The organism is Steroidobacter flavus (genome assembly GCF_042651805.1).
GTDB classification, from domain to species: domain Bacteria; phylum Pseudomonadota; class Gammaproteobacteria; order Steroidobacterales; family Steroidobacteraceae; genus Steroidobacter; species Steroidobacter flavus.
The window spans coordinates 68032-86132 of record NZ_JBHSDU010000003.1 but is presented as its reverse complement, the minus strand read 5'-3'; the positions used below and the strand labels follow the sequence as shown (position 1 = coordinate 86132).

Annotated in this window: 12 protein-coding genes; 9 read left to right on the top strand and 3 right to left on the bottom strand. The window is 62.7% G+C overall.

What is annotated here, in order from left to right:
- Nucleotides 1–176: 176 nt before the first annotated feature.
- Complete coding sequence (locus tag ACFPN2_RS05830; protein WP_380595694.1) at nt 177–2549, top strand: Tex family protein; 2373 nt, start codon at nt 177–179, stop codon at nt 2547–2549.
- Between the two features lie 4 nt (nt 2550–2553).
- On the opposite strand, the gene ACFPN2_RS05825 is transcribed toward ACFPN2_RS05830, so the two are convergent.
- Together ACFPN2_RS05825 and ACFPN2_RS05820 are read right to left on the bottom strand one after the other, a co-directional pair.
- Nucleotides 2554–5274 (bottom strand): Ig-like domain-containing protein, encoded by a 2721-nt coding sequence (locus ACFPN2_RS05825; RefSeq protein WP_380595693.1) that lies wholly within the window; start codon nt 5272–5274, stop codon nt 2554–2556.
- Nucleotides 5275–5429: 155 nt separating this feature from the next.
- Complete coding sequence (locus tag ACFPN2_RS05820; RefSeq protein ID WP_380595692.1) at nt 5430–7676, bottom strand: DUF6600 domain-containing protein; 2247 nt, start codon at nt 7674–7676, stop codon at nt 5430–5432.
- 136 nt (nt 7677–7812) lie between these two features.
- On the opposite strand from ACFPN2_RS05820, the gene ACFPN2_RS05815 reads away from it, so the two are divergent.
- The 8 genes from ACFPN2_RS05815 to ACFPN2_RS05780 all read left to right on the top strand — a co-directional run bounded on the left by ACFPN2_RS05815 (nt 7813) and on the right by ACFPN2_RS05780 (nt 17228).
- On the top strand, nt 7813–8529 hold the full coding sequence (locus tag ACFPN2_RS05815) for an SDR family NAD(P)-dependent oxidoreductase (RefSeq protein WP_380595691.1): 717 nt from the start codon (nt 7813–7815) through the stop codon (nt 8527–8529).
- A 117-nt stretch (nt 8530–8646) separates the two neighbouring features.
- Nucleotides 8647–9723 carry a cyclic nucleotide-binding domain-containing protein gene (locus tag ACFPN2_RS05810; protein WP_380595690.1) on the top strand — a complete coding sequence of 359 codons (1077 nt, stop codon included), beginning with the start codon at nt 8647–8649 and terminating at the stop codon, nt 9721–9723.
- Nucleotides 9724–9816: 93 nt separating this feature from the next.
- Nucleotides 9817–11616, top strand: coding sequence for a DUF885 domain-containing protein (locus ACFPN2_RS05805; RefSeq protein WP_380595689.1), 1800 nt, complete (start codon nt 9817–9819; stop codon nt 11614–11616).
- Nucleotides 11617–11872: 256 nt separating this feature from the next.
- Nucleotides 11873–13858, top strand: a complete 1986-nt coding sequence (locus tag ACFPN2_RS05800) for a TonB-dependent receptor (protein WP_380595688.1) — start codon at nt 11873–11875, stop codon at nt 13856–13858.
- Nucleotides 13859–14206, top strand: coding sequence for an ArsC family reductase (locus ACFPN2_RS05795; protein WP_380595687.1), 348 nt, complete (start codon nt 13859–13861; stop codon nt 14204–14206).
- Between the two features lie 144 nt (nt 14207–14350).
- Nucleotides 14351–15592, top strand: a complete 1242-nt coding sequence (locus ACFPN2_RS05790) for a sugar phosphate isomerase/epimerase family protein (RefSeq protein WP_380595686.1) — start codon at nt 14351–14353, stop codon at nt 15590–15592.
- Between the two features lie 111 nt (nt 15593–15703).
- Nucleotides 15704–16261: a cysteine hydrolase family protein gene (locus tag ACFPN2_RS05785; RefSeq protein ID WP_380595685.1), complete on the top strand. Its 558-nt coding sequence runs from the start codon at nt 15704–15706 to the stop codon at nt 16259–16261.
- A 10-nt stretch (nt 16262–16271) separates the two neighbouring features.
- Nucleotides 16272–17228, top strand: a complete 957-nt coding sequence (locus tag ACFPN2_RS05780) for a GlxA family transcriptional regulator (protein ID WP_380595684.1) — start codon at nt 16272–16274, stop codon at nt 17226–17228.
- Here ACFPN2_RS05780 and ACFPN2_RS05775 read toward each other — a convergent pair.
- Complete coding sequence (locus tag ACFPN2_RS05775; protein ID WP_380595683.1) at nt 17146–18093, bottom strand: polysaccharide deacetylase family protein; 948 nt, start codon at nt 18091–18093, stop codon at nt 17146–17148. The genes ACFPN2_RS05780 and ACFPN2_RS05775 overlap by 83 nt on opposite strands.
- Between the last annotated feature and the right edge of the window lie 8 nt (nt 18094–18101).

Genomic DNA, 18101 nt, shown 5'->3' with positions numbered 1-18101 from the left:
GTTACTTGTTGTAACGCTTGCCGAGTGTAGCGGTAGGGGCGAGCCGCCGACCCTGGTTCAGGCAGCCAATGACAGAACTTTGCTTAGACCAGTCAGGCGCGAATCTCAAGGCTTGTGGCGGCGGGGCTCGTTCTTCATAGTGCGCGCCTTCGTTTTCGCTCTGTGGACCGGACCTGATGCCGCTGCCGTCGATTCAATCCCGCATTGCCGCCGAATTGTCGGCTAAACCAGAGCAGGTCATCGCCGCCGTGGCGCTGCTGGATGAAGGCGCGACGGTGCCGTTCATCGCGCGCTATCGCAAAGAGGCGACAGGGGGACTGGACGACACGCAGCTGCGTACTTTGGAGGAGCGGCTGGGCTACCTGCGCGAGCTGGAAGAGCGCCGCGCGGCCATCATCGCCAGCATCGATGAGCAGAAAAAGCTGACACCTGAACTGCGTGCCAGCATCGAGGCGGCCGACACCAAGCAGCGTCTGGAGGACTTGTACCTCCCGTACAAGCCGAAACGTCGTACCAAGGCGCAGATCGCGCGCGAGGCGGGGCTCGATGTGCTGGCGGAAGCGCTGCTTGCCGATCATTCGCTGACGCCCGAGACCGAGGCTGCGAAGTACCTGAAGCCGGCGTTCAAGACCGCGGCGGGTGACGACAACCCGGGCGTGGTGGACGTGAAGGCGGCGCTCGAAGGGGCGCGCACCATTCTGATCGAGCAATTCGCCGAAGACGCCGAGTTGCTGAACAACCTCCGCACCCATCTGCAGGACAACGGCATCGTGGTGTCAGCCGTTGCCGAAGGCAAGGAAGAGCCGGCTGCGAAGTTCCGCGATTACTTCGCGTACAGCGAGACGCTCAAGACTGTGCCTTCGCATCGCGCGCTGGCGCTGTTCCGTGGCCGCAAGGAAGAGCTGCTGAAGGTGACGCTGAAGCTGCCGGAAGACATGCAGCCGCCGCCGGCGACCGGTCAGGCGCCGTTCAACGCGTGCGAGCTGAAGATTTCTGCGCGCTTTAATATCGCCGATCGCAAGAAGCCCGCCGATGCGTGGCTGCTGCAGACCGTTCGCTGGACGTGGCAGGTCAAGCTCGCGTGGCAGTTGGAAGCTGAACTGCTGACGGCGTTGCGTGAGCGCTCGGAAGAAGAGGCGATTCGCGTTTTCGCGCACAATCTGCACGATCTGTTGCTCGCTGCTCCGGCCGGTCCGCGTGCCACGATGGGCCTCGACCCGGGCCTGCGTACGGGCGTGAAAGTTGCCATCGTCGATCGCACGGGCAAGCTGCTGGAGACTGCGACGGTTTATCCGCACGTGCCGCGTAATGAGTGGGATCGGACCATCGCTCACCTCGCGCTGCTGGCCAAGAAACACAACGTCGATCTGATCAGCATCGGCAACGGCACCGCCTCGCGCGAGACCGATAAGCTCGCCGGCGAGCTGATCAAGCTGCATCCGGATCTGAAGCTCACCAAGATCGTCGTGTCCGAAGCGGGCGCGTCGGTGTACTCGGCGTCGGCGCTGGCGGCGAAGGAATTCCCGGATCTCGACGTGAGCTTGCGTGGCGCTGTTTCCATCGCGCGCCGTCTGCAAGACCCGCTCGCCGAGCTGGTGAAGATCGATCCGAAGTCCATCGGCGTCGGTCAGTATCAGCACGACGTGAGCCAGACCAAGCTCGCCAAGAGCCTCGACGCCGTCGTCGAGGATTGCGTGAACGCCGTCGGTGTCGATGTGAACACCGCGTCGGCCGCGCTGCTGGCTCGCATCTCCGGTTTGTCCTCGACGCTCGCTGAAAACATCGTTCGCTATCGCGACGAGCACGGCGCGTTCGCGAATCGCGCGGGCTTGAAGAAGGTGCCGCGTCTCGGCGACAAGACGTACGAGCAAGCCGCCGGCTTCTTGCGCGTGATGAACGGTGACAATCCGCTCGATATGTCAGCCGTGCACCCGGAAGCGTACCCGGTGGTCGAGCGCATCATCGCGGACTTGAAGAAGCCCGTGAAGGAAGTGCTGGGCGACGGCTCGACCTTGAAGAAAGTCGATCCCGCCAGGTTCACCGACGAGAAGTTCGGCTTGCCGACGGTGAAGGACATTCTGAAGGAGCTCGAGAAGCCGGGCCGCGACCCGCGCCCCGAGTTCAAGACCGCGACCTTCAAGGACGGCGTCGAAGAGCTGAAGGATCTGCAACAGGGCATGATCCTGGAAGGCGTCGTCACCAACGTCACCGCGTTCGGCGCGTTCGTCGACGTCGGCGTCCATCAGGACGGCCTGGTGCACATCTCCATGATGTCGAACAAGTTCGTGAAGGACCCGCGCGAAGTGGTGAAGGCCGGCGACGTGGTGAAGGTCAAAGTGCTGGAAGTCGATCAGCAGCGCAAGCGCATCGCTCTCACCATGCGTCTCGACGAATCGGCACAACGCGTTCGTGACAACGCGTCCGGCGATTTCCGTCGCGACCGCGACTCACGGCCACCGCAGCGTCAACAGCAGCAGCCGCGTCGTGAAGAGTCGGTGGGTGCCGGCGCGATGGCCGATGCGTTCGCAGCGGCACTGAAGCGCAAGTAAAAGCTCAGGTGAGGCGAGCGCGATGCGCTCGCCTCCTCAATCCCACCATCAGAGCCAGCAGCGCGGGCATCAGCGCTCCAAACGCTCCACCACCTCCGCCGCCACCACTGCTTCTTGCAGCGACATAGCGGAACTCAACCGTCGCTTCGGCCTGCGACAAGCCATCCCTGACGGCAAACGTCACTGAGTCCGTCTGGGACGGGCTGCCCGTGCCGACGTATTGATACGTTCCAGCAGTCGCGTCGAAGGTCAGCGTGCCTCGCGTGGGCTGACGAACGATCGAATAGGTGAGCGGATCTCCATTCGGATCGGACGCGCTGAATCGGCCGCTCATCGTCGTCGCGCCTGGATTCAGATCGTGTCCCGCCGCGGTCGCGGTGGGCCCCGTGTTGGTCACCGTGATCTGCAGCGTCTGCGTGTCGGAGTATTGATATCCATCGGAGACGCGAACTCGAACCGTGTCGGTTCCCGTGCCGCCTTCCAGGCTCCCGGAGTAACGCAATCTGCCGGTGGCCTGATCGGTCCAGATCGCTGTGCCTCTGAGCGGCGTCGTCAGCATTTCAAAACGCAGCGGGTCGTTGTTCGCGTCCGACGCGGACAGCTGCATCTCGGTGGGCGTACGCCAATGCACCGAGACCGGCGTGACTGTGAGCAGCGGGGCGTTGTTGCCGCTGTCGTCCACGAACTTCACTGCTTGCAGGCCACCGGCGAGCACAACAGCGCGACCGTTGATCGAGCTACGCACGAGGCTACCGGACCTGCCGAGCCACACGGTGCCCGCGGCCTTCGATTCAATGGCGGTCCGCGTGGCCAGATCGTAAACGATCAGTTGGTCGTCACAGGCGACCAGGACTCGATTACTGGCCTGCATTTCCAGGGCCCGGATCGGCGTCGCGCAGACAGTGTGTGTGTCGATGAGCGCTAACGTTTCGCCGTCGAGCACGTCGAGGGAGCCCGCGTTCTTGCCGGCCAGAATCTCGACTCCGGCGTTCGGTGCCACTTCGCCTGTAGTCACGGAGAGATAGTTGGCGCCCGCGCTGTAGATGTGACGACGATCGCTCCAGCGAATCACGTGCACCTGTGAGGAAACGCCGATGATGTCGGGACCCGGCGCACCGACGTCGGTGGCCAGCACATCCGTGACCTGAGCAAAGCCGGTTGCGAACACGGCGCTTTGCCAGATCACTGTGCCGTTGACCGGATCCATGACGTACACGCGTGCGCCGGTGGAGCCGGTCGATTGCTCCATGTTGCCGACGATCACTTCGGGAATGCCGTCGCCGGTCAGATCGGCGGCGTCGAGCGCGCTTAGCGTCGTGTATCCGCTGTGAAGGGTTTCGCTCTGCACCTGATGGGTGAGGCCGTCGATGACGATCATCGAATTGTCCGCGGACAGCGCGATTTCCAGCTGTGGATCCGCATCGATATTGATCAGCTTGAGCGCGCGGCCGCCGTAGTAAGTCTGGCCCACGCTGCTCCACTCGAGCTCGTTGGTGATGGCGTCGTACACGCGGATCATGCTGATCGCGCCATCAGTGGTGCCGTAGTCGGAATATGAGGCGATCACCATTTCCAGCCGGCCGTCTGCATCCACGTCGCCGATATCCACGGCGCTGTAGGGGCCGGAGTAGATCGTGTTCTGCCACTCCTGTGCCTGCGTGGCGAGGTCGTGCACGTTGAGATGATCGGGGCCGGTCGAATGCCAGCCGGCGCCGAACAGCAGCTCACGAGCGCCGTCGCCGTCGGCATCGAAGACCGCGATATTTGTCACGCCGCTGTCGGCGTTCTGAATATTCCACAGTTCGTTCTGGGTGGCCGCGTCGAGCGCGTGGACGTAGCCCCACTGGCCGTCGCCGTAGAGGATTTCGGGGGTGCTGTCGCCGGTCACGTCGACCACTTTGAAGGCGCTGATGTCCAGAGAGACACCCTTGCTCCACTTCAGCGAGTGCAACTCCGCGTCCCAGGCACGAATCAAATACCACGCGTCGGCGCCGACGATTTCGTCGCGGCCGTCGCCGTCGATATCTGCCAGTTCCACGCGCTCGCCGAATGCGATCGACGAAACCCATTCCTCGGTGACGCTGCTGGTGCCGACCTGAAGCACGGCGCCGGTGTTGAACACCAGTTCGAGCTCGGCATCGTTGTCGATGTTGCCGACCGCGGCATGCGAGCCGCCATAAGCGAGCGTTCGTTCGAGGGCGAGCGTTTGTGCGTTGTATAGGAACGTTTGAGCCTGTGTGACCACTGCGACTTCCAACGCGCCGTTGTTGTCGATGTCCTCGACGGCGAAGTCAGTCACCAGGGCGCCGCTCGGACTCAACGTTTGCAACGTCTCGCGCGTGGCGAGGTCGACGACGTCGACCGTGCCATTGGCCCGACCGATCCAAACGCGCTGAGTGCCGCCGGTTTCGACGACGCGCAGCGCCTGAATGCTCTGATCGTAGGGATAGGGCGGGGAGCCCGGCGCCACGCTCTGCCACGCGATCTCGTAGCGGTGGGCCGCGGCGTCATAGGAAACAATGGACCAGGTGGCGTTCTGGCTGAAGGCAAAGCCGCCGCCGAGCACGAAATCCAGGTCGCCATCGTGGTCGGCGTCGACCGGCCAGATGCCGGTGGCGCCAATGCCGGTGCCGAAGGTGGTCGTGCGCCATTGCACGTCCATGGCCGCTTGAACGGTAAACGACGCCAGCAGCACTCCCGCCGCCAGCAAAATACGACTACGCACGCTCGACTCCGTCTCGGGACTTCCGTCTCTCGAATGTTTGTTGGATCCGCTGAGCGCGCGTTAGATATTGTCAAATCAAATAGAGCACGCGCGACACAGCACGGACGCTAGCGTGCGCGCCCGTGCCGGTCAACGAAATTGAGCTCCGTAGATCCTCAGCGTTCCTTCGGCGTATTCCACGGCCGATTGCCGCCGCCTTTTCCGCCACCACCGCCGTTGTTGTTATTGGACGGAGAGGGGCGTGAGGGCTGCGGCTGGGCGCGAGGCATCTCCTGCCTCGGGCTTGGGGGAGGAGAGTAGTTGCGCGGCTCGCTACGAGGCTGAGGCTGGCTGTATTGGCGAGGCTCGACGCGAGGTTGGCTGTATTGACGCGGCTCGACCCGCGAGCCGCCGCCGGAGCTGCGAGATTGCTCGCGATCGCGGAACCGGTCCTGGCCGCTATCGTTCGACGGTGGGCGATAGAAGCCGCTGCCGTTTTGCTGATAGCCGCTGCTCGGGATGCGTTGCATATGATCGTTGCGGCGGATGTTCGAAGACTCTTCCGCCGGCATGCTTCTCACTCGCTCGCGAGCGTCGTCGCGATCGCGACGGCTTTGCCATTCGCGCGCCGAGTCGTTGTTCAACTCGCGAGGCCGATTGCTGCCGCCCAAGCCCAGCGCCTGATCGCGATCGGTCCGTCTGATATCAGAGCTGCCGCTCGGGCGGATCGAATGAAAATCGCCGCCGCGTTTCGGGTTGCCGTCCTGGCGGTCGATCAGCTCAGCGCGGCCGACTGGCCGGCCGCCATTCGATTCGATGGCACTGCGCTCGCGATGGAACGGCAGGCGCCCGGCATAGAAATCGCCGCGACTCATGTTGTTGAAACGATCCGCATCGCGCGGCGGCTGACGAACCTGGCCGCCCAGCACACTTTCACGATACGGCGCGATGGCGGGCGGCTGGCGCACGCCGTGCCAGTTGCGCATGTCATTCTCGCTTGGCCGCACCCAGTGATCGCCGATGCGTCGGCCGCCGACGAAAGAGTCACGCGGTACGGAAGTCACGGCTCCCGGATAGCGGTGATAGTCGAAGCGCGGCGGCGGGGCACGCCGGCTGCCGTAGAAATAGTTGTTGTTGATAACAACTGTGTTGGAAACATTCACGTAGCGGATGTACCGCGGCGTGTGACGGTAGCCCGGATAATAAATATCGCGGGGCCCCAGCGGATACCAACCGACATTGCTGAACGAGACGGAGAGGCCCACGCCCGGGCCGCCAACCCAGCCAACCAGGGCCGGCGCATACACCGGGCGAATGTGACGCGGGCCGGGGACCCAGCACCAGTTACTGCGAATGTACGCCCAGCGACCATAGTGAAACGGCGCATAGCCCCAGCGCGCGTCATCGACCCATGAATAACCCCAAGGCGACACGTATACCCAGCGGCCATAACGATAGGGCGCCCAGCCGCTCACGACATACGTCGGCCGCCACACGTAGCCGTACTCGGGCTCGCTGATCCACGTGCCGTTGTCGTCGAGATCTTCGTAACCGACCACGTCGCGAGAGACATACTTCGCCGACTGCGAGCGCTCGTTACGACCGTCGCGATCGTTCGCCCAGTTCTCGAACGCGGTGCGCGGGCCCAGCGGCTCGATCTGAGCGGTGAGTGTTTCCAATCCAGTGAACACGCCGCGCTCGTTGGCGCGCACCGTGAATTCTTTGTTGCCGCCTTTGACTTCGGCTTCGCCGGTCCGGGTCTTGACGATGGTGCGATCGGCGGCCTTGTCCACTTCGAGGTGATATTCGCCGACCCGATTCAAATACACCGTGGCGTGCGGTGTCTCGACTTGAATGGTTTCGCCTTCGGCCAGACGACGCACGCGAATGGTGGCGGCGCCTTCGGTGAGGCTCGCTTGCAGGACGTTGTCGTCCAGCTCGATGAAACCGAAGCCGGTGTCACCGTCGAGATACACGGCCGCGGAGCCGATCTGCAGCTCGGCACGACCTTTATCTTCAACCCACAATCGATCGCCGCTGGTCAGCGGACGGTTCAGTGCGGCTTCGGCCCATTCTTCGCTGCCGGCCGGCGCGACGGTGACTTCACCATCGACATAGCCGAGACGGGCAGCACGACTCGGTGGGTCAGTGACGGCGCTGCCGCGGCTGGAGGATTCAGTGGCGGACTCGGGCTCGACGACAGGTTCGACAACGGGTGCGCCGTCGTCGGAAGATTCGACCACGGGCTCTGGCTCGACGACAGGCTCCTGAGCGCGAGCGACACCGCCGAATGCGACCAGCAAGACCGCGCTGCCCGCGAGTCCCGTCAGCCACTGTGTCAGGGAATTCGTCACGTTGTTGCCGCCTATGAGCTGGCCGCTTGATCGATCCGTGAGTCGGCGGTTGGCGTTGCCGGAAATCATGTTGCCCACCCCCGTTTAGAACGGTTGTGAGCATGATCCGTTCCCTGGGGTGAACTCAAGGTGAACGGCGCAATGCGCTACCCTGTCGTTCCGGGCAGCCCCGAAAAAACAAGCAATTAAGTTCAAAAGGAGTCTCATGCCGGGTGCCATTGTGATCGGAGCCAGTTCAGGCATTGGCGCGGCGCTGGCGCGGCGGCTGTCGGCTCAGGGTTATCGAGTCGGTCTGGCCGCGCGTCGTCGCGAGTTGCTCGAGAGCGTGCGCGCCAGCCTGCCGAATGCCGCGTTCACCAAAGTGATCGACATTGCCCAGCCTGAACAAGCCATGACGGCATTGCGCGAGCTCGCTGAGGAAGTGGGCGATGTAGAGCTGTATGTAGTCAGCTCTGGCGTGGGATATATCAATCCGACGCTCGAGTGGTCGCAAGAGCGAAGCACCATCGAAGTGAATGTGCTCGGCTTCACCGCCATGGTGAATGCAGCCATGCACGCGCTCGAACAGCGCGGCTCGGGCCATTTGGTTGGTATCTCATCGGTGGCCGCTTTGCGGGGCGGGCGGGCCGCGCCGGCATACAACGCGTCCAAGGCGTTTGTTTCTAACTATCTCGAAGGGATCCGGCAGCGATGCCATCGCAACGGCCTGCCGATCACGGTGACCGATATCAAGCCCGGTTTCGTGGCCACCGCCATGGCACAGAGTCCGCAACTGTTCTGGGTGGCTTCGGCCGAGAAGGCGGCCGAACAGATATCTGCTGCGATCCGCGGTCGGAAGCGACATGCCTATGTGACCCGGCGCTGGCGGCTGATGGCCTGGTTGCTGCGGGGCTTACCCGCGGCCTGGTATCAGCGAATGTAGCAGGGCCGACAGAATATTGACGTTGGGGCGGTATCCGGACGCCTTTGTGAGATACATCGCGGATTACCTAAGGCGGCTGCCTAATACTGGCTCGGGTCTAATAACAAGATCGTGGCCATGGATTTATCCGGGAACCCCAAAGAGCTGGCCCTGCTACGGAGTTTCGCGCCGTTCGACGGCATGAAGCCCGAAAGCGTGGCTGTGTTCGCCCGGAAGATGACCCGTCGCCAGGCGCCCAAAGGTCGCCTGCTGTTCACCGAAGGCGACGAGGAAAAGCAGACCTTTTATCTGATCAGCGGCTCGATCGACCTGCTCGCCGAGGGCGAGATCGTCGGCTCGGTGAGGAGCGGCACCCCCAAATCCAAGAGCCCGCTGGCGCATCAGCTGCCGCGGCCTTATTCGGCGGTGGTCACTTCCGACCGCATCGAATATTTCCAGATCGACAGCGAATTCCTCGACGTCGCGGTCACGCTCGACCAGACCGGTGCCTACAAAGTGCTGGAGTTGAACGGCCTGGACGAGAACTCGCCCGGCCCGGACGACTGGATGACCGCGCTGTTGCAGACCAAGGCATTTCACAAGATTCCGCCGGCCAACATCCAGGCCGTGTTCATGCGGCTGCAGCGGATCGATCATCGCGCCGGCGAGGTCGTCATCAAGCAAGGCGATATCGGCGATTATTTCTATGTCGTCGTCAAAGGCATTTGTCAGGTCGCGCGCGAGACGCCCCTCAACAAGGAAGGCGTGCGCCTCGCCGAGCTCAAGATGGGCGATACCTTCGGCGAGGAAGCGCTGATCTCCGATGTGAAGCGCAATGCCACCGTGACCATGGTCACCGACGGCGTGCTGATGCGACTGGCCAAGGACGATTTTCGCAAGCTGTTGCACGAGCCGCTGCTCGACTGGGTCGATTACGAGAGCGCCAAGCGCATCGTCGCCAGGGAAGAAGGGCAGTGGATCGACGTGCGCCTGCCGTCGGAGTTCGAGCACTATCGGGCCGAGGGCGCGATCAACATTCCGTTGCATTCGCTGCGCCTGAAAATGAAAGCGCTGGATCGCAACCGCCATTACATCGTTTGTTGCGACACTGGCCGGCGCAGCTCGGCATGTGCCTACATTCTTGCGGAACGTGGCTTCAATGCCAGCGTCCTGCGCGGTGGCCTGGGCTCGACCGAGCTGGCTGCGCCGCGCTAGCGAAAGCTCCCTCCGTATACATCGCCCCGGCTCTTTAATTTCACGAGCCGCCGGCCCAAGATGCCGTCTTCCAAATGCTATGGAGAGGGCCTCATGGGTTGCATGTTCCGTCCCGCATCCTTGCTGAGCGGTCTGGCGCTGCTGTTGTCATGCTCGCTGGCCAGCGCGCAAACGCCCGAGTCGAGCCTGAGCACGCTGATTGACGAATATGAGCAGTTGATCCGGAAGGACGATCCGGTGAGCGCGGGGCAGGAAGGGGATCGCGAGGCATTGCGACGGCTTCCCGATGTGCGGCCTGAAACGCAGGCGGCGATTGCGAAGCAGCTGAAGAGCATCGGCGAACGGCTTGCGGCGATCAACACGTCGGGCTTGTCTGAAGACGCGGCGTTGAATCATCAGTTGCTCACCGGCGTCGTCGCGCTTCACTCGGAACAACTCACATTCGACCTCCCGCGCATTCCGTTTGAGAACGACAGCGGCTTTCATACATTGCTCGACTATCTGGCGCGCACGACGACGATCGGCTCGCGTGACGACGCGGATGCCTGGCTCGCTCGACTCGAAGCGACGCCGGCGTACTACGAGCAGAACCTCGCCAATCTGCAGCGAGGGATCAAAACCAAATACACGCAGCCGCGCATCGTGGCCGATCGGGTGCTGGAAGTGGCTCGCAAGGTGGCGAATACGAAGCCTGAAGACAGCTCCTTGTTACTGCCATTCGCGCGCATGCCGTCGAGCATTCCGGCCGCGGCTCAAGCGGACTATCGCACCAAGGCGCTCGCGATCGTGCGCGATCGCATCCTGCCGGCGCAGAAGAAGTTCGCCGACTTCATGGAGAAGGAATATCTCCGCGCGGCGCGGCCGAAGCTGGCGTGGCGAACGGTTCCGAACGGCGAGAGCTCCTACAAGTTTTTCGTGCGACGTGAGACCACGACGCAGATGACGCCGGATGAGATTCATCAACTGGGTCAGTCGGAAGTTGCGCGCATTCGTGGGCTGATGGAACAGACCATCGCGGAGACCGGCTTCAAGGGCAGCTTCGCGGACTTTCTGAAGATGCTTCGTACCGATGCGCGCTTCTATGCCAAGACGCCGGAAGAGCTGATGGAGAAGGCGAGCGAGATCGCCAAGCGCTCGGACGATCAGTTGCCTCGCTTGTTCGGCACGCTGCCACGCTTGCCTTACGGCGTGCGTGCGGTGCCGGCCGATATCGCCGAGGGTTACACGACCGGTCGCTATTGGGTCGGCAGCATGCAGCAGGGTCAGGCGGGCGGGTATATGGTCAACACCTCGCATCTGGATCAGCGGCCGCTGTACGAGCTGCCGGCGCTGACCGTGCACGAGGCGGTGCCTGGCCATCATCTGCAGATCGCGTTGTCGCAGGAGCTGAGCGGTCTGCCGTACTTCCGTCGCAATACCAGTCCGACGGCGTTCGTCGAAGGCTGGGGGTTGTATTCGGAGTTCCTGGGCGAGGAGATGGGGATTTATCGCGATCCGTACGAGCGCTTCGGTCGCTACTCCTACGAAATGTGGCGGGCCTGCCGCCTCGTGGCCGACACCGGCATTCATTGGCTGGGGTGGGACATCGAGCAGGCGCGTCGCTGCTTCACCGAGAACTCGGCGCTCGCGCCTCACAACATCCAGACCGAGCTGGAGCGTTACATCTCGTGGCCGGGCCAGGCGCTCGCGTACAAGATCGGCGAGCTGCGCCTCCGCGGTTTGCGTCGTGATGCGGAGAAGGCGCTCGGGGAAAACTTCAACGTTCGCGAGTTTCACGACAAGCTGCTGCTGAGTGGGGCGCTGCCGTTGGATGTGGTGAGCAAGCGCGTTCAAGCCTGGATTGCTGAGAAGTCGTCGTCGCGAACGGCGTCGCAGTCGGCGCTAGCGCCCTGATTCGTAGGACGTTATTCACGTTAACGGGCGGGCGGTAACCGTAATAAACGGCGTCCGCGTGCGCCTCGCAACCTAAGCTTTCCTCGTGGGCCGGAAGACCCACCCCCTTGCCCCCTCCCGTCTACGGGAGGGGGAAATTAATTTTTGTTCTTCTGCGGAGGGCTTTGACCGAGAAGATTCGGCAGAGAACTTCAGCGAGGTCTGCCGGTGGAAAACTCCGGGCGGGCTTGGGCGAGGACTTGCGAGGAAGTTGGCGATGGTTGATCGGTATCTGAGTCCGGCGGCGATGCTGCCTTGGGCGTTGCTGGCGGTGAGCAACGGGGTGGTGGCGGCGGACAACTTGGAAGAGGTTGTGGTGTTCGCCCGGGGCGAGCAGCAGATCGGCAAGGCGGCGGCGGCCAGCGAGGGGGCGGTCGGCGGGGCCGATCTCTCGGTGCGTCCGCTGTTGCGAGTGGCGGAACTGCTGGAGGTCGTGCCGGGCATGATCGCCGTCCAGCACTCCGGCTCGGGCAAGGCGAACCAGTACTTTCTGCGGGGCTTCAATCTCGACCACGGCACCGACTTCTCCAACTACATCGACGACGTGCCGATGAACCTGCGCACCCACGGTCATGGGCAGGGCTATCTGGACGTGAACGGACTCATCCCGGAAGTCATTGACCGCATCGACTATCGCAAGGGGCCGTATCGCGCCGACACCGGCGACTTCTCCATGGCCGGCGCCGCTCACATGAGCACGGTGACACGTCTCGACTCTTTCATTTCGGCGGAAGGTGGCAGATACGATTGGCAGCGTCTGGCCGGTGGCACGTCCGCTCAAATCGGCGAGGGCGAGCTGGTCGCTGTCGGTGAATGGAAGTCCTATGACGGTCCCTGGGAGCTGGCTGAGAACTTGCGGCATCAATCCGCCTGGGCGAAGTACTCGCTGCCGCTCGATGACACGCGGCTCGAGCTGAGCCTGTCGGGCTATCACGCCGAATGGCGGCCGACCGAACAAATCCCCGAGCGCGCCATCGGCACCGATGTTTGCGAGAACGCTTATTGCTCGCTCGATCCCACCGCGGTCGGCGAAACATTGCGTTGGATCGCCGCGGCTCGTTTGATCGGCGACGATTGGCGGGCGACGGCATACGCGCAGTACTACGACTGGCACATGCTGTCGAACGCAACCTACGACTATCAGATCAATCAAATCGATCGTCGGTGGATCGGCGGAGGCCGTTTCGAGCGTGGCTTCAAGGTCAACGAGCAATTGTCGTTTACGGCGGGCGTCGAAGCGCGCTACGACGACATCGGCAACGTCGGCTTACAACATACCGAGGCTGGCCAATATATCGAAACCATCAGCCAACACTCGGTGCGCGAGAGCTCGGCCGGCGTCTATACCGAAGCGACCTGGCGGCCCGTGGAAAATCTGCGACTCACCGGCGGATTGCGCGGTGACTACTACGACTTCGACGTAAAGGCGCGCATCGACGGCGTCGACGAAGGCTCGGACTCGGACAACGCCGTGTCTCCGAAATTGGGCGCGGCTTACAGCATCAACGATCGCGTCGAGGTCTACGGCAACTGGGGCAAGGGTTTTCATTCCAACGACGCACGCGGCGTCATGAATAGAGAGACGCCGGTGGCCGGACTGAGCAAAGGTTCGGGTCACGAAGTCGGCGCGCGTTTCGAGCTGGGTCCGGTGCGACTCACCGCGACCTATTGGTGGCTGGAGCTGGACAGCGAGCTCAAGTTCGTCGGCGATTCCAACTCCGTCGAGCCCGGTGCGGCGACCAAACGTCGCGGATATGAGTTAGTGGGCTTCTGGCGTCCCGTGGATTGGCTCGCATTCGACGCCGTGTGGACCGGCAGTCGCGCTCGCTATGAGAACAGCCCCGATGGTGTTTACGTCACGGGGGCGGTCGAGAACGCGGGCGAGATGGGCATCTCCATGATCTACGATCGTTGGGAAGCGAGCCTGCGCGTGCGGCATCTCGGCGAGTATCCACTCATCGAAGACAACTCACTGCGCGCCGACGCCGAGACCAGTCTGAATCTGCGCGGCGCCTGGAAGACGGAACATTTCACCGTCTACGCCGAACTGCTCAACGCGCTCGACGAGGATGGCAAGGACATCGTGTATTACTACGGTGCGCACGTGGCCGGCCTCGATCCGGAGGGCGAGCAGGTCGACGGCCGGGTCAGCCGGGTGGAGGAGCCGCGTACCCTCCGCTTCGGTGTGAAGTACAATTTCTGAATGACAACGACGATCTATGGCATCAAAGCCTGCGACACCATGAAAAAGGCGCGCACCTGGCTCGACGAGCACGGGGTCAAGTACGAGTTTCATGACTACAAGGTCGCGGGCATCGACCGCGAGCACCTGGAGGCGTGGTGCAAGAAGGCCGGGTGGGAAACCGTGCTGAATCGGGCCGGCACCACGTTTCGTAAATTGCCTGACGCGGACAAGGCCGACCTGGACGAGCACAAGGCCATCATGCTGATGCTGCAGCAGCCTTCGATGATCAAGCGCCCCGTGCTGGAGAAGGGCGCCAAGCTGCTGATCGGCTTCAAACCCGCCGAATACCAGGCCGCCTTCGGCTGACCCTGCCGCGGCCCGGGCGGTCCTTTGGCCGAGCGCGGGCCCGCCGAACATCAACCGCCTAGCTGACCAATCTCGGGACATTGCCGGCCGCAGGCCCGCAGGTCCGGGCTGTAAACGGTTACAGGATCTGCCAGACTCGGGGGCATGAGCACCACACCCTTTGCCCCCAAGCCCATGAAGCTCAGCATTCTGACCGCGGCGCTCCAGGAGCTGACGCCTCGGGACAAACGGGATGCCGACCCGGATCTGGCCATCGAAGAATGGCTGCAATTCGCGCGCGACATCGGCTCGCCGAATATCCAACTCTCCTCAGCGCTGCATCCGACCGAAAGCGACGTGCCCGCCGAGGCCATGCTCGATCCGGTCGCGAACACGTTGGATCTGCGCCAGCCGTTCAACAAACAACGCGCCACCCGGGTGCTCGCCTCCATGAAAGAAACCGGCGTCGGTCTGTCCGATCTGGGTTACTTCGACAATATGCTGGTCGCCGATCCGGCGGCACGTCGCAAGAAATATGACTTCATGTTGCGGGTGTTCGATGCCGCCGTGCTGTTGGGCACCGATGCCGTGTGCGGTTTCGTCGGGCGCAATCCGCAGCTGGAAATGGATCAGAACCTCATCATGTTCGAAGAGTCGTTCATTCCGTTGCTCAAGGAAGCGAAGGCGCGCGGCCTGACTTATCGAGTCGAGCAATGTCCGATGCCCGGTTGGAACGTGCTCGATCGCTGGCACAACAACATTGCCTACGCGCCCGGCCCGTGGATTGCGTTACATCGGATCTGTGAGCGGCATGGGGTCGGCGATCAGTTTCGCATTCACTACGATCCGTCGCATGCGATTCTGATGGGGCAGGACACGCGCTCGCTGTTTCAATATCTGAAGGACTCGGGCTACGCGTTTCTCATCGGCGGATTTCACGTCAAAGGTCAGGTCGTCGACTCACGAGGCGTCTCTGCGTGGGGCTACGGCGGTCAGACCATGCAGCGGGGCGATTGGATCGACGGCAAGCCGTCGCCGAATCCGGCCGATCAAGGCAATGCGTGGAAGAAACAAACCGTGCTGTGCGAGCACGAGCTACCGGGCACAGCGCGTCACGATCCGCTGGCCTATCTGCAAAACCGAAGTGTCGATTGGCTCGATCATCAGCTCGCCGCGCGAGAGTTGTTGTCGATCGATCCGGCCAAGACTTATCTGGTCGTCGAGCACGAATATCCGCCGGCTCGCATCCAGGACAAGGCCCGGCTCGCGCCCATCCTCCAGGGCTCGCTGGCGTTCGTGAAGGCCATCGATGAGGCGGCTGCGGCCATGTACGCGCTCCAGCACGAAGTGCTCAAGTCGCAGGGCATTCCCATCCAGGGCGTGGGGCGCGAAGCCTACCGGTCATAATCGGCGGCCGGAATCTACTGGCCGTTTTTGACCGCTGCCTGTCGAGCGACGCTCTCGTCCCCGGACCGCGTGGCGCGCACCATGCGCCCACGTTGTCCTGGAGGAGTCGCCATGAAGTCCGCGTTGCTCGTCATCGATGTGCAGCAGTCGTTTACCCGCCGTCCGTATTGGAATGAGGCGGAGCTGCCTGGGTTCGTACAGAATCTGCAGCAGCTGGTGAACCGTGCTCACAAGGCCGGCTTGCCGGTCTTGCAGGTGTTTCATGTCGATGAGGAAGGCCCGGAGAGCGCCTTTTCCCAAGAGTCCGGGCTGATCAAGACCCTGCCGCAGCTCGATGTCCGGCCCACCGAAGTGTTCACCAAGGCCGTGCACTCGGCCATGTTCTCAACCACCAGGAATGGCAAGAGCCTCGACTACTGGCTGCGCACTCACGGGATCGATCGGCTGATCGTCACGGGCATCCGCACCGAGCAGTGCTGTGAGACGACGACCCGTCACGCTTCGGATCTCGGCTATAGTGTGACCTACGCGATGGATGCCACGCTGACGTTCCCCATGGTGTCTGGATCGGGCCGCACGTATACCCCGGCAGAGATCCGCGACCGCACCGAGCTGGTGTTACAGGGCCGGTTTGCCCAGGTTCAGCACTCCGAAGCCGTCGTGATGTGAGGTCTAACGAATGAGAACGGTGCTGTTCGCGCTGTTGCCCGAGGTCGTGCTGCTCGACGTGGCGGGCGCGGCGGAAGCGTTTCGTCTGGCAACCAAGCTCGTTCCCGGCAGCTACGATCTGCAGTTCGTCGGCACCAGTTCGTCGTTGAGTTCCTGCATCGGGCTGCAACTTCATAAGCTGCAGCCGCTGCCGGCCACCGTGCCGGATCATTCAATTGTCGTCGTTGCCGGCGTCACCACGGCCGCGTTCGATCTCGACTCGGAACCGTTCAAGCAACTGACGCGGTGGTTGCAGGTCATCGGGCGCAACCAGACCGTGACCTTGATGTGTGTATGCTCGGGCAGTCTGATGGCCGCAAATGCCGGGCTGTTGCGCGGGCGTGAGTGCACGACACATCACGACCTGGTCGACCATCTGGCCAAGCTCGAGCCAAGTGCGACGGTGCACGGCAATCGCATCTTCGTCGAGGACGGTCAGGTCATGACGAGTGCCGGTGTGACTTCCGGCATCGACCTCGCGCTTCACATGATCGGTCAGGAGTTAGGTCACAAGATCGCTGTGGCTGTGGCGCGCGACCTCGTCGTTTATATGAGGCGGACCACCGCCGACCCGCAGCTTTCCGCGTGGGTCATGCATCGGAATCACATTCACCCTGCGGTTCACAAAGTCCAGGATGCGATTGCTCGCAATCCCGCGGCGGATTGGACATCGGCAAAGCTTGCGGCGGTCGGTTGTATGAGCGCTCGAAATCTCGGCCGGCTCTTCGCAGAACACGCCGGATGCTCGCCGCTCGATTACGTGCAGCGCCTTCGCGTGGCGGTGGCGCGAGAAATGGTGGCGAATAGCGATTTAGCGCTGGAGCGTGTCGCCGAGCGCAGCGGCTTCAGCTCCGCGCATCATCTGCGGCGAGTCTGGCGCCGTTGGGAGCGGGTGTCGCCGGCTGAGTTTCGTTCGACAGCTCGCTGACGCTGACCGATTCGAGCCCGCGCTCGCGCAGCCCTGCTAACAACAACGGCAGCGTTTCGAGAATCAACGGACGATGATGGTTCTCGCGATCGTGCCCGTCGTGCAGTAGCACGATGTCTCCGGGTCGAGCGCGATTCACTACGCCATTTGCGACCGCGCGAGGATCGCGCGCCATCGTGTCTCTCGAATGGATGGACCAGGCGACCACCTCGAGCTTGCGCTTGTGAGCGGCACGTGACATCCCCGGGCTCTTCAATCCGACTGGCGGCCGATACAACGGCTCGCGGTTCGACTGCGTCACCGATTGGATCAGCTGCGAGCAACGATCGATCTCGATGCCATGCCCGGACGCCGGATAGAAATTCTGAAACGGCGAGTGATGCCAGGAGTGATTGCCGATCTCGTGGCCTTCGCGATGCATGCGCTCGCCCAGCGCCCGGTGTTTGTCCAGGTAACGGCCGATCACGAAGAACGTCGCGCGGGCGTTGTATTTCGCGAGCAGGTCGAGCACGGCCGGAGTGATCTCGGGGTCGGGGCCGTCGTCGAAAGTGAGCGCCACTCGCGGCCGATCGGTGCGGCCGCGGACCAGTGTCGGGTACAGCAGGGAGGAGGCGGGGCGGAAGATGCCGTCCGCCACCAGCAGCGCATGTACGCTCAGCGGAATTCCGAGGCCCAGCGCGCCCGGGCCGAAAACCGTGGCGGAGCCGAGGGTTACAGCCGCACTGGCCAGCAGGAACTTATCGGCGCGACACAGGCTCAACGGCGCAACCCGGTGGTGAAGGGCGCCCATGATGGCAAGCGCCATCGAAGTTGTCGATTGACGGGATTGCCAATGGCGATTGCCGATGACTGTTCCCGGGCGCATGTTGACTC